14 protein-coding genes are annotated in these 12,898 nt (G+C 47.7%); 5 read left to right on the top strand and 9 right to left on the bottom strand.

Annotation, left to right across the window (positions count from 1 at the left end; all coding sequences use genetic code 11):
- Window positions 1-95 precede the first annotated feature (95 nt).
- A complete protein-coding gene (locus AC3RV5_RS02260; RefSeq protein WP_489730379.1) occupies window positions 96-407 on the top strand; it encodes a hypothetical protein in 312 nt (103 codons plus the stop codon).
- Window positions 408-541: 134 nt separating this feature from the next.
- Here the strand turns inward: AC3RV5_RS02260 and AC3RV5_RS02255 are convergent, their stop codons facing one another.
- From AC3RV5_RS02255 to nudF, 6 genes are all read right to left on the bottom strand, one after another.
- Window positions 542-1,819, bottom strand: coding sequence for a hypothetical protein (locus AC3RV5_RS02255; RefSeq protein WP_489730378.1), 1,278 nt, complete (start codon window positions 1,817-1,819; stop codon window positions 542-544).
- 43 nt (window positions 1,820-1,862) lie between these two features.
- On the bottom strand, window positions 1,863-3,752 hold the full coding sequence (parE, locus tag AC3RV5_RS02250; RefSeq protein ID WP_489730377.1) for a DNA topoisomerase IV subunit B: 1,890 nt from the start codon (window positions 3,750-3,752) through the stop codon (window positions 1,863-1,865).
- Between the two features lie 68 nt (window positions 3,753-3,820).
- Window positions 3,821-4,420 (bottom strand): YqiA/YcfP family alpha/beta fold hydrolase, encoded by a 600-nt coding sequence (locus tag AC3RV5_RS02245; protein ID WP_489730376.1) that lies wholly within the window; start codon window positions 4,418-4,420, stop codon window positions 3,821-3,823.
- Window positions 4,421-4,431: 11 nt separating this feature from the next.
- On the bottom strand, window positions 4,432-5,172 hold the full coding sequence (locus AC3RV5_RS02240) for a metallophosphoesterase (protein ID WP_489730375.1): 741 nt from the start codon (window positions 5,170-5,172) through the stop codon (window positions 4,432-4,434).
- 12 nt (window positions 5,173-5,184) lie between these two features.
- Window positions 5,185-5,634 carry a DUF1249 domain-containing protein gene (locus tag AC3RV5_RS02235; protein ID WP_489730374.1) on the bottom strand — a complete coding sequence of 150 codons (450 nt, stop codon included), beginning with the start codon at window positions 5,632-5,634 and terminating at the stop codon, window positions 5,185-5,187.
- Complete coding sequence (gene nudF / locus AC3RV5_RS02230; protein WP_489730373.1) at window positions 5,624-6,247, bottom strand: ADP-ribose diphosphatase; 624 nt, start codon at window positions 6,245-6,247, stop codon at window positions 5,624-5,626. Before nudF ends, AC3RV5_RS02235 begins: the two co-directional genes overlap by 11 nt.
- Window positions 6,248-6,458: 211 nt before the next feature.
- Between nudF and tolC the strand changes: the two genes are divergently transcribed.
- Entirely contained in the window at window positions 6,459-7,772 is a 1,314-nt protein-coding gene (tolC, locus tag AC3RV5_RS02225; RefSeq protein WP_489730372.1) for an outer membrane channel protein TolC, read from the top strand.
- A 73-nt stretch (window positions 7,773-7,845) separates the two neighbouring features.
- Here tolC and AC3RV5_RS02220 read toward each other — a convergent pair whose 3' ends face one another.
- Window positions 7,846-9,456: an NAD(P)/FAD-dependent oxidoreductase gene (locus tag AC3RV5_RS02220; RefSeq protein WP_489732075.1), complete on the bottom strand. Its 1,611-nt coding sequence runs from the start codon at window positions 9,454-9,456 to the stop codon at window positions 7,846-7,848.
- Window positions 9,457-9,667: 211 nt separating this feature from the next.
- Between AC3RV5_RS02220 and fdxA the strand changes: the two genes are divergently transcribed.
- Together fdxA and AC3RV5_RS02210 are read left to right on the top strand one after the other, a co-directional pair.
- The gene (gene fdxA / locus AC3RV5_RS02215; RefSeq protein ID WP_489730371.1) at window positions 9,668-9,991 is read left to right on the top strand and encodes a ferredoxin FdxA; all 324 of its coding nucleotides are present in this window, start codon (window positions 9,668-9,670) and stop codon (window positions 9,989-9,991) included.
- A gap of 54 nt (window positions 9,992-10,045) precedes the next feature.
- Window positions 10,046-10,189, top strand: a complete 144-nt coding sequence (locus tag AC3RV5_RS02210; protein WP_489732074.1) for a hypothetical protein — start codon at window positions 10,046-10,048, stop codon at window positions 10,187-10,189.
- Here the strand turns inward: AC3RV5_RS02210 and AC3RV5_RS02205 are convergent.
- Together AC3RV5_RS02205 and AC3RV5_RS02200 are read right to left on the bottom strand one after the other, a co-directional pair.
- Window positions 10,186-10,623 carry an acyl-CoA thioesterase gene (locus tag AC3RV5_RS02205; protein ID WP_489730370.1) on the bottom strand — a complete coding sequence of 146 codons (438 nt, stop codon included), beginning with the start codon at window positions 10,621-10,623 and terminating at the stop codon, window positions 10,186-10,188. The genes AC3RV5_RS02210 and AC3RV5_RS02205 overlap by 4 nt on opposite strands.
- A gap of 34 nt (window positions 10,624-10,657) precedes the next feature.
- Window positions 10,658-11,818 (bottom strand): iron-containing alcohol dehydrogenase, encoded by a 1,161-nt coding sequence (locus AC3RV5_RS02200; RefSeq protein WP_489730369.1) that lies wholly within the window; start codon window positions 11,816-11,818, stop codon window positions 10,658-10,660.
- Between the two features lie 229 nt (window positions 11,819-12,047).
- Between AC3RV5_RS02200 and AC3RV5_RS02195 the strand changes: the two genes are divergently transcribed.
- A complete protein-coding gene (locus AC3RV5_RS02195; protein ID WP_489730368.1) occupies window positions 12,048-12,866 on the top strand; it encodes an ion transporter in 819 nt (272 codons plus the stop codon).
- The last annotated feature ends 32 nt before the right edge of the window (window positions 12,867-12,898 follow it).

Here is a 12,898-nt window from a genome sequence, read left to right as displayed (position 1 = left end):
AGCTAAGTTAAAAAACAGGCAAAATCGCCCGCTCATCGGTGTTATCGCCCCCGCCATAAAAAACTTTAACGTTAAAAAACAACTAAACGGATTACATGCAAACAATCATTGAAAAATTGACCGAAAATGCGCAACTTATTTATCGCAAGGCCATAGATGCCGACGCTATTATCAGTAAATTGCAAAGTTCAGGTAAGGGCAAATTTCAGGCTATTTTCCCTGCCAACTCAGGTTTCAAGTCCAGCGGACGTTATTTCAAACCTTATGTCGATGAACTAGGGCAAGACATCGCACACCTGTCAAAACTTAGTCCTGAGCAGAAAAAGCAGGCGCTGCCTGGGATCGTCAAAAAAATTGAATTGTTACATACCACTTTGGCCCAGTTTCAACACAGCGTGCAAGACTAGCCTGTAATTACCCAAAATTATTGGAATTGCATGGCGACAGCAGATGAGGGGCAACCACGAGCTTAGTCCGCCAAGTTCCTGGTTCGCATAAGGGCAGCCAACAAATATGCCGTACCAAAGATGAAGAATATGCTTTAGTCTTGATGAATAGGCAGTTGGCTTATACGTTGGTCAATCTCATCAACCAGTAGTTGATATTGCGGACTATCGACTTTTTGAAATCGACGCACAAAGTTCGCCTTGTCTAAATTCTCCGGCAATTGTGTTATATCAGGGAAAAACAAGCTTTCGTCGTCCTTACCGGCCAATATCCTCTGCACCTTTTGTGCGGTTTTAGGGGAAGTAGCAACTAGCGCAAACTGGAGGCCAGCATGGTCTGCGGCCAAATCCACAAAACTGTAGCCAGTTCCGCCATCGGCCCTGTCCATCAACTCTTTAAATTCGCCTATAGCGGCGCTAAAACCCTGTTCTGACAATACCTTGATGGCAGCGGAAAAAATAAAATGTTGATTCAAATCACTACGCTGAGCAAGCAGGGGTTTTAGCCTGGGCACAGCAACCCGTTTAGCGTCTGGCTGCACATCTCCGACAAAATTAGCAAACCTGTGGTGCCCGGCGTAAATGGCCAGTGCCATAATAGCCGCCTCATTTTCCAGAGCGGCAGTGTCCTTATCCGAACGGGACTGGGCCTCTGCAAAAAGTGGTCCCATAAAGGTGGCCAGGGATTGAGGTGAATGCCTGTGTCCAACGTCCAGCTCGGCAATATGCTTCAAATAATGGGCCGTACGCACACTCAAATCCGTATCCACACTAATCCCCCTTTTCAAGTCATTTAAATCACGTAAAAACTGATCCAGAGGGTGTAGGGAGATGATCATTTTACTGTCGTACATCACGATGCGTTCGACCTGGCGCACAAATTGACTGGCAATATCGCTGTCGGTCCACCAATCTGCCAACCAGGTAACAGTCGAAAGGGTCGGTTTGCCCGGCAGCACTATGCGCCCCAGTCTGACTTCAGAAACATGCACCCCTGGGCCTGGCATCACTAATGCACTAAAGTTGACATAAGAGCCAAGCGGATTGTCTGGTAATTTATAACTGGCGGAAAAATTACTGGCTCCTGGAGTAATATTCACCTGGCCGCGAAATTTGGGGTTCGCGCGCTGGGCAAAACCCACCAGGCTATTCAGTTGATTTTCACTTAAAGGGATATTTTGATCGCTGGTGCGATTTTTGATGCTCAGGCGCAACTGCTCGAGCAAGACATGCACCGACTCGGCAGCGTTAACTTGTTCGGAACCAGTGGTTACGACCAATGGTTGTTGTTCAACACTGGCGATAAATATTGAGGCCACAGCCACCAGCACCATGAGAAATATCACAAAGATAAATTTGATTAAACGCAACAAACAAGATTCCTAGGGTATCAATAATAAGTAAGGCTCATGCACACTAAACGATGGCCATATTGCCTTTACTTTCTAGCCAGACTTTACGATCACCTGCCCGTTTTTTAGCCAACAACATATCCATCATTTCCAGCATATCTTCGGAATCATCGATAGTGAGTTGCACTAAACGTCGAGTATTGGGATCCATAGTGGTTTCACGTAACTGCAGCGGATTCATTTCACCCAGGCCTTTAAAGCGCTGTACATTAACCTTGCCGCGTTTTTTCTCGGCAACTATGCGGTCCAAGATACCCTGTTTCTCACCTTCGTCCAAAGCATAATAGACTTCTTTTCCTATATCGATCCTGAACAAAGGTGGCATAGCTACATAGGCGTGCCCCTGATCTACCAAGGTGCGAAAATGTTTAACAAACAAAGCGCACAGCAAGGTGGCGATATGCAGTCCATCCGAGTCAGCATCAGCCAAGATACAGATCTTGTCGTAACGCAAACCGCTAAGATCATCCGAGTCCGGGTCGATACCCAGAGCCACAGATATGTCGTGGATCTCCTGGGAGGCCAGCACCTGAGACGAGTCTACTTCCCAACTGTTAAGAATTTTTCCGCGCAACGGCATGATGGCCTGAAACTCCCTGTCTCTGGCTTGTTTCGCCGACCCGCCAGCCGAGTCTCCCTCCACTAAAAACAACTCTGAACGACTGGTATCCTGAGTGGAACAATCCGTCAATTTACCGGGTAGTGCCGGCCCCTGGGTGACTTTTTTGCGAGCCACCTTCTTACTTTGCCGCAGCCTGGTTTGGGCATTATTGATACACATTTCGGCCAAGGCTTCGGCCACATCTGTATGCTGATTTAACCACAAACTGAACGCATCTTTTACCACACCAGAAACAAAAGCGGCGGCCTGGCGCGACGACAAACGTTCTTTAATTTGCCCGGCAAATTGAGGGTCCTGCATCTTGGTGGACAAGATATAACTGCATCTGTCCCAAATATCTTCCGGGGTCAACTTGACCCCCCTGGGCAATAAGTTACGAAACTCACAAAACTCACGCATAGACTCCAGCAGCCCTTGGCGCAAACCATTGACATGAGTACCTCCTTGGGGTGTAGGGATAAGGTTAACGTAACTTTCAGTCACCATCTCACCGCCTTCGGGCAACCACATTACTGCCCAATCCGCCGCCTCGGTGTTGCCTGCAATAGCTCCATCGAAGGGGGAATCTTGCGGCAAGGTCACATAGTCTTTCACCGACTGGTAAAGATAGTCGCGCAAACCATCTTCGAAATACCATTCCTGGGTTTCTTTGTTGATCTTATTGTCGAATCGGATCCGCAGGCCCGGACATAACACCGCTTTAGCGCGCAAAACATGCAGCAGTTTGGTGACAGAAAACTTGGAAGAATCAAAATATTGCGGATCTGGCCAAAAGTGTACCCGGGTGCCAGTATTGCGTTTGCCACAAGTATCAACTACGGTTAGCTCTTCAACTTTATCACCGTTTTCAAAGGCGATCTGATACACATTACCGTTTCGCCTGATACTGACTTCTACCCGCTTGGACAAGGCATTGACCACAGAAATACCCACGCCGTGCAATCCCCCGGAAAACTGGTAGTTATTATTGGAAAATTTACCACCGGCGTGCAACTTGGTCATGATCAGTTCGACCCCGGATATGCCTTCTTCCGCATGGATATCCACCGGCATACCCCGGCCGTCATCTGTGACCTCCAGAGACTGATCTGGATGTAACACCACTTTAATAGTAGTCGCATGGCCGCCCAGTGCTTCATCCACACTGTTATCTATCACTTCCTGACTCAGGTGGTTAGGACGAGTAGTATCGGTATACATGCCCGGGCGGCGTTTAACCGGATCCAGACCATTTAAAACTTCAATTGCATCAGCGTTATATTGATTAGACATAATTCTTATTTTTGTAGTGCGTCGTTAACTGAAAAAGGAACCCTCAGGGCATGTCTGTTCTGGCAAGTCTATGTTATACCAATGTTCATTTCGTCTTGCAGTAGAAACTGGAAAATATCTGGCAAGAAACGCTCATATCCTTGAAAACTGTGATCGCCGCCAAGTTCAACCGTCAATTTTGCCTGCTGGTATTTATGTTGTGCCTGACGATAATCCAGGGTTTCATCCCCGGTTTGCAATAATACCCAGTAGTTTTTTGGCCTGGTCAGGATCTTGGTATCAAAACTGCTGAGTTCCTCTACGTGACTAGCATCCAGGCTAAATTGCTGCCCAGTATAAGGATTAACATGTTCGCCAAGATAATCTGCTAACAAATGGTAAGGTTGCACTGCGGGGTTGATCAGCACCGCTTTACCACCGTACTTTTCCCGCAAAAAACTCGAAAAATATCCTCCCATAGAACTACCGATAAAACCAATAGCGGCATCTTGGTATTGTTCTACCAATGCGCAGACCATGGACAACGCCGCTTCGGGATGATTAGGCAGTTGCGGTACCTCAAGACGTACCTGGGGATAATTTTCTGCGACATAGGCTTGGGTCAGCTGCGCCTTATGAGATTGAGGAGAACTGAGAAAACCGTGAAGATAAATAATAATCTGTTGCATGTTCACTTCCCTTAAATACGCCTGACCTGGCTGCTTAGCTGACCATCTGAACGCAACGTTAATACCCGAAATCCTGGTCGTTCATCACTGCAGGCAAACTCGGCTTGATTAGCCCATTGCCAACAGGTAGATGGCACAGACAAAAAACGACAGTGTTGTCGTTGCTGCTCACTGGCGTGATGGATGTGCCCATAAACTACGCCTTTGATTTGTGAATGACGAGCCACCAGATCCAAAAACTGTTGTTTGTTATCCCAACAATGTGCATCCATCCATCCCCCACAAGCGATCGGATGATGATGCACTGCTATTAAATGAAAAACATCCGGCTGCGCTTCGAGGTTCGCGCCCAGACGGGATAACTGCTGCTCACTTACAGAACCTTGGGTACCTGAGGCTTTGCTATTGAGGCTATGGATCTGCCAATTATGCCCGAGACGAATCGACGCTGGCCAACTACCTGGACTACCGAGCAATTCTGCCAACAGGCTCTCATTATCATGATTGCCCGGCAGCACCACTAAGGGTGCCTCGATTGTACTTTGCTGCCAGAGTTGTTGAAAATACTGGTAACTCTGCACACTTTCATCGCCGCTGATATCGCCGCTGGCAATCACCAAATCCGTTCCCAAATCCGCGATGTTAGCCAGCACAGATTGCAGGCTTAAATAGGGGTTGATAACACCATGGCCACACTGTTGTGTATCGGCAAACAAATGACAGTCAGATATATGCGCAATAGTTAACGACAAGGATCACATTCCCTACAAGACGTTGGTCGCATGTAATTGATCTTTATATTTCAAACAAAACTGCAACCATTCTGCCAGAAACAGATTAACCATTTCTTTTTCATTTTTTTGGTACATGCGGTTATTGGGATACTCGTAACTGGGCTTGAGTAAACCAATATGCTGAGATTGGATGACTTCGGCCAGTTGGGCGTCATGGTAAAGACGGATACGCACCACTGGACGCATAAAGTCCGGGCCGATAACGGATTCCTGAGACATATCCAGGGTGCTGGTGTATCGGCTGCACTCCAGAATTTTAATTTGATAATTCAACACCTGATTAACCCGGAAATGGTAAACCAGGGCTTCAGTATCACAATCCGGCAGCAGTTTTATCAGGCGCGCATAATTCAGTGCGCATACTCGCTGCATGCTGGGCAGGTGCGGAACATATTTTCGTTTTACAAAATCAGTTGTCATTCCAGTCTTCAAGTACTCGTTGTTTATTCATTGCAAACCACTGTAAGGCGATTAATGTGGCCGAATTGTCGAATTTGCCCTGATTGATCCATGCTATCGCCTGCTGCTCAGGCACTCTGTGCACCAGAATGTCCTCACTTTCATGATCAAGCCCGTGCACACCCTGGGCTTTTGTGGCATCCACCTTACCTATATATATATGCAAGCGTTCTGTGGTCCCACCTGGGCTGGCGAGGTAAGTCAGCGCCTTGTGCAAGTGGGTCGGGGTGATACCCGCTTCTTCCTGGGCTTCCCGGTAACAAACATCTTCAGCCACTTCGCCAGGGTCAATGATACCAGCCACCACTTCTAACAACCATGGGGAATTAGAGGTTGGCAGTGCGCCTATACGGAACTGCTCTATCAATACAAACTCATGTAATTCAGGGTCGTATAATAACACGGCCACCGCATGACCCCGCTCAAAAATCTCCCGTTCTACGGTTTCACTCCAACCACCGAGGTATAAACGGTGTCTGAATCGGTACTTAACCATTTTGAAAAATCCGCTGTACAAGGGCTCTTTGCCCTGCATTTCCACATCTTTATCCGAAAATTGTTGAATTTTGGCCATAAACTTCCCCATTAATTTCTGTGCTGAAGTACCATATAGACATCGTAAGTCCTGGTAACCTAGATAAAATATTCTGTTACACTTGAGCTCCTAGTGTTACCACTGAAGGTTATCGCTTAGCGTTTGATTTGCTTACACTTTGCCTAAGGCTTAGAACCGAATTATAAAAATAATTGAATTATTCCGAAATCGGAACCATCAAGGAACTCACATGAAAAAAACACTTCTGTCGCTACTGATTGGCTTGGGTATGTCATATCACGCCTCCGCCGATGATTTATATCAAGTTTATCAGCAAGCTTTGCAGAACGATCCAGCAACTTTGCAATCACAAGCCAGCAAAGAAGCTGCATTTTCTGACATAGAAAGAAGTCGAGCAGGCTTGTTGCCGCAAATTTCATTGACTCTGGCCGCTGTCGAAACCTATGGCGACATTGAACGCTCTACCAATGATGCTACCCTAAATGTTTCCCAATCTATATATGACCGCTCTTTATGGGTCGGCTTGGATCGTGCCGAACTGATTGCCAGCCAAGCAGACGCCATACTGGCATATGACATGCAACAGTTGATTTTGCGTACTGTAGCGGTTTATTTCGACACCCTGCAGGCTAAGGACGACCTGGAATTTGCCCAAGCAGAAAAACGCGCCATTGAACGTCAACTTGAACAAACCAAACAACGTTTTGAGGTCGGCCTGACAGCTATTACCGACGTACACGAAGCTCAGGCCCAGTATGATACCTCAGTAGCTGAAGAAATAAGCGCGAAAAACGCGGTGGAAACCACCCTGGAAGCCTTGCGTGAGATCACCGGAAATTATTACCCTAATCTGGATGAACTGAATACCGAGCAGTTTTCCGCCAGTATGCCTACCCCCAACAATATTAATGACTGGTTGAAAATGGCGGAAGAACGCAACTTGGAATTGCTGATCTCCAATGCCAATGTCGATATTGCCAAATTCGATATCAAAAGCGCCAGAGCCGGCCATTACCCCACTATCAGCCTAGGCGGCCGCGCTAACTCCAACGATACTGACGGACTTTCTTCTGATCCGGCTAACCAGGCAGCTACGGATCGATTCAACACCTACAGTATCCAACTGTCAGTTGATGTGCCTATTTATTCCGGCGGACTGGTCAACGCCAGTGTCGAATCAGCCAAGTACCGCTTTGTCGCGACCAGTGAAGATCGTGAACGTATCCATAGGTCGGTGATCCGCAGCGTACGTTCCAACTATAATGACGTCGCCGCCGCGATTTCGCGCATCAAGGCATTTGAACAGGCGGTGGTTTCTGCACAAAGTGCCTTAAAGGCAACAGAAGCAGGCTTTGATGTTGGTACCCGCACCATAGTCGACGTGCTTAACAGTACTCGTAATCTGTTTGACGCCAGACGTAACTTATCCCGGGTACGTTATGGCTATGTGATCAGTGTTCTCAACCTGAAATTAGCGGCGGGTAGCTTGAGCGTAGAAGATGTCACAGACATCAACAAAGGTTTATCGGCGCAAGTTAACTAAACCTAACACCCGTTGGAAAAGGCAGCCTAGGCTGTCTTTTTTGTTGCTACTTTTGTTATTCCCATGCCCCTTGTTACGACTCTTTAGCTAACATCGCCAAGGCCAGCGCTTCAGCCACCTTAATGCCATCTATGCCCGCAGACAAGATACCCCCGGCATAACCAGCCCCTTCTCCGGCGGGATACAGACCTTTGATATTGACACTTTGGTAATCAGCCCCGCGTTTAATGCATACAGGTGACGATGTGCGGGTTTCTACGCCGGTGAGCAAACCATCAGCTTTGGCAAAACCTTTAATCTGGCGATCGAAAGCCGGTATCGCCTCGCGGATAGCATCAATGGCGTAGTCAGGCAGCACTTTAGATAAATCTGTTAATTTAACCCCTGGGGTGTAAGAAGGTTGGACTTCACCAAACTCCGCCGAGGCCATACCTTGCATAAAATCGCCAACTAGCTGGGCCGGGGCGACATAGTTTTCTCCGCCCAATTTAAAGGCTTGCTCCTCCAGCCTGCGTTGCAAGGCGATGCCGGCCAATGGATGGCCCGGGAAATCCTGCTCAGGGGTGATCCCTACGACTATAGCACTGTTGGCGTTGCGTTCATGGCGGGAATACTGGCTCATGCCATTTGTCACCACCCGCCCTTCTTCTGAGGCCGCCGCCACCACTGTGCCCCCTGGACACATACAAAAACTGTACACCGCCCGACCATTCTGGCAATGGTGCACCAGTTTATAATCAGCCGAGCCCAGTATGGGATGACCGGCACTGGGGCCAAAACGGCACTCATCGATCATCGACTGTTCGTGTTCAATTCTAAAGCCTATGGAGAATGGTTTCGCTTCAATATACACCTCACGTTTAAACAACATTTCAAAGGTGTCACGGGCACTGTGTCCCACCGCCAATACCACATGTTCACAAGCTAGGTGCTCGCCAGTGGACAGAGTTAAACCTGTTAGTTGGCCAGCTTTTATATGTACATCGTCAACCCGGGTGCTAAAACGAATTTCTCCCCCCAAGGCGATAATATCGGCGCGCATACGCTCAACCATGGCCACCAGCTTAAAAGTACCTATATGAGGTTTGCTCACAAATAGGATTTCTTCGGGCGCACCGGCCGCCACAAATTCGCTCAGGACCTTGCGTCCATAGTGTTTACGGTCCTTTACCTGGCTGTATAACTTACCATCGGAAAAAGTCCCTGCCCCCCCCTCACCAAATTGCACGTTGGATTCAGGATTAAGCGGTTTATTGCGCCAAAAACCGAAGGTATCTTTGGTGCGTTCTCGAACTTCTTTACCCCGCTCTAAAATGATAGGTTTAAAGCCCATTTGGGCCAGTAATAAGCCGGCAAACAGTCCACAGGGCCCCAACCCCACCACTACCGGACGTGCAGTCATATCTGCCGGAGCTCGGGCCACAAACTGATAGCTAGTATCAGGGGAAATTTTAACCTGTGGATCACCACTAAAACGGGCTAACAAGGTTTCTTGGTCATTTACCTCTATATCCAGGGTATAAATCAGCTGAATAGCCTGTTTATTACGTGCATCAAAGCCCCGTTTAAAAACCGTGACTGTCTTAAGCTGTGGCGGTTGGCAGCCGATTTTATCGAGTACTGCCTGGGTAAGATCCTGGTCTTGGTGATCCAGGGGAAGTTTAATGTCAGTTAAGCGCAGCATAGAGTCATCCGGGTAAATAAAATATAAGTCAGCCTTGTTTAAGCTCAAGGGCTTAGCCCAAGACCTGAGTCCCAAGACGGCTATTTTATGTCAATGGGCAGCCTGTGTCTGGATTATTGCGCACAATATAGTGGCTGATTTGTCTGTCTTGTAATTTTTTGCACGGTACGTATGATCTCGCCTTATTATTTTTCTGAAAGTTCTATCCGCCATGACCTTTGTTGTCACCGATAATTGTATCAAGTGTAAATACACGGACTGTGTGGCAGTTTGCCCGGTTGATGCGTTTTTTGAGGGACCCAATTTTCTGGCTATCAGCCCGACAATATGCATTGATTGTGCGCTGTGTGAGCCGGAATGCCCCGCCGAGGCAATTTTTCAGGACGACAATCTACCCCAAGGCCAGGAAGGGTTTACTGAGCTCAATGCTGAACTGGCAGAGATTTGGCCAAATATAAACCAGGTCAAGGCGCCACCAATCAATGCCCAAGAATGGGACGGCGTAGCAGATAAACTGATTTATCTTGAAACCTGAGCCCAGACTCTCTCGTTTTGCCTTCTCCCATAACAGAAGGCGTGTTTGCAACTGATGGGCTGTTATGGCGATGGCAAGGTAAATAAGTTAACCAAGATCATCGCCGGTACTGTGCTGGCCGGTGAATTATCATTGAGTGCGGCGATTATAGCTGGGGATGGGCTAGCCGATCATGAGACCTTGGGGCGTAATCCCTAAGCCGTGCGTAAAAACTGACTTAAGCCCGCACGCAACACTTCGGGTAAGGGGGTGGGCAGGCGATTGGCCCGGTCAACATATACGTGCACAAATCGCCCTTTGGCACTGGCCGAATCACTATGTTCAGCAAAAATAGCCAATTCATACACTACAGAGCTGTTACCCAGGCGCTCGACACACAAACCCACCGTTAAACGCTCAGGGTAAGCCACAGATGAAAAATATTGACAGCTGGTTTCCACTACCAGGCCAATCGCTCCTTTGCCATGCAGGTCCAGCCAGCCATATTTGAGTAATAAACGATTGACCACGGTATCAAAATACGCGTAATACACCACATTATTTACATGACCATAGATATCGTTGTCACCCCAGCGGGTATCCAACTGTTCAAAATAGCGGTAATCGCCGCGTTGAGGTTGGTCTGTAGTCATTGTGGGTGCCTCAGGTAAATAATTGCGTTCAGGCCTACCAGGCCTGCTGATAAATAAACAAGGCATCATCAAATGTCAGCGCCTTGGGATTATTTTGTAGTAAGCGGGTTTGCTCCATAGCCGCCTTTGCCAATAAGGGTAAATCTGCCTGGGGAATGGCTACATCACGCAAGCGTTTATGGATCCCCAGGGTCTGGCAAAATTTTTCAATATAACCAATCAGTCTTGCCGCCTTTTTGTCAACACTCAGGCCGCACTGATCGGGTATCAGTACATCTGCTAGCTCAGCGTACAGGTCAGTGGCACTGTCGAGGTTAAAACGCAAAACATGGGGTAACATCAACGCGTTAGTTAAGCCGTGAGCTAAATGATAAATCCCACCCAGGGGATAAGCTAAGGCATGCACGGCAGCCACTGGCGCATTGGCAAACGCCTGACCGGCGAGCATGGCACCGAGCAAAGTCGCGCCTCTATGTTTGATATCCTGACCATTTTGATAACTCAGGGGTAAATGTATACTGAGTAAGCCCAGCGCTCGAATAGCCAGTTGATCCGATAACGGGTTTTTCTTGATTTTACTGGTGTAGGCTTCGATAGCATGGACCATCGCATCCACGCCAGTTTCGGCAGTAATATGGTTGGGCAGCCCCACCAACAAAGAGGGATCAAGCAGGGCGATGTCGGCATACAACACCGAGGATACAACGCCCGCTTTGGTGGACTCTCCAGTGGTCACAACTGAAATGGGGGTTACTTCTGAGCCCGTACCAGCAGTGGTGGGGATCAACACTAGCGGCTTACGAGTACTGGTTACCTGATCAACCCCATACATCGTGTGTAACGCCTGCTGCCCCATGCACACAGTCGCAGCCAACTTAGCGGTATCCATTGAACTCCCCCCACCTGCGCCGATCACCACATCGGCGTCAGTGGCAAGGTCTGCCGCTGCCATAATCACCGACTCTGGCGGATCCGCTTGTACCTCGTCAAAAACAGTAACCTTTAATTTCGATGTTTGAAGCAGCACGATCAGTTCATCCAATACCCCTGCCTGGCGCAAGCCTTTATCAGTGATCAACAAGACACTGCTGGCCCCGAATTTTTGTTGCACTAAGCTGGCCAGAGATCGGGTGCAAGCGGCACCAAAACGAATATCTGGTACGGTTTGAAAAACAAAATCGGCTATATGTGACATCAACGGCTCCTTTAACATCGTGATCATCGATGAATTAGCATATCAAACTAATCCGCTTGGTAAGCTTTAGCCTGGTGATAGTTTACTCTCAGGGCGCTTTATATTAAATCCACCTTGCCCAGATGCAGACAGATTGTGCAACTTAGTAACAAAGTATCACCACTGGATGATTGACAGTGCTGAGGATTGTCATATTCTAGCCTCGTTTTTTTACAGCAAAAGTGAAGCAATGAACGCCTTTTCCTTACAAAACCAGTTTATCCGCATACGCTCAAACAAATTGTTTGAGATTTTTGTCATTTCAGTAATCGTGCTTTCTGCCTTGTTAGTGGGGGCAAAGACTTATGAAATGTCACCTACTATGCATACTTTAACCGTATTTTTTGATTGGTTTATCAGTGCCTTTTTTCTTACCGAAATCACCATTCGTTTTATTGCCGAACAGCACAAACGCAATTTTTTCAAGAATTTCTGGAATCTGTTTGACACCCTGATAGTGATTGTCAGCTTGATCCCCGCCGACGATGCGGACCTGGCAATTATCGCCCGTCTGGTACGGGTGTTCAGGGTACTGCGGATGATCTCCATCATTCCTGAACTGCGCATATTGCTCGTTTCCTTGCTCAAAGCCTTGCCACAACTGGGCTATGTGATGCTGTTGATGTTTATTATTTTCTATATATATGCGGCAGTAGGCAGCACCTTATTTGAAGAGATTAACCCGGTATTATGGGGTGACATCACCATTTCGTTATTAACATTATTTCGGGTGATGACGTTCGAAGACTGGACAGATGTGATGTACGAAACCATGGAAGTCTATCCACTGAGCTGGATATTTTATCTGACCTTTATCTTTTTCACTGCCTTCGCATTTCTAAACATGGTGATCGGCATAGTGGTCAATGTCATGGAGCAGGAAAACGCCAATGCCCGAGCCGAAGCCCAAGAAGAGCAAAACGAGCCCAGTTTGAAAGATATATCTAAACAGATCCGGGCGTTGGAACAGCAGATCAGCGCCCTGGGTGAGGCCAAACAAAGTAATTAAACGCCCATGATGGCAGCGAGTTGGCGTTTCAC

The sequence above is a fragment of the Paraglaciecola sp. IT1134 genome (genome assembly GCF_058068185.1).
Note: the sequence above shows the minus strand (reverse complement) of the source record. Positions and strands in the feature narration are given on the sequence as shown.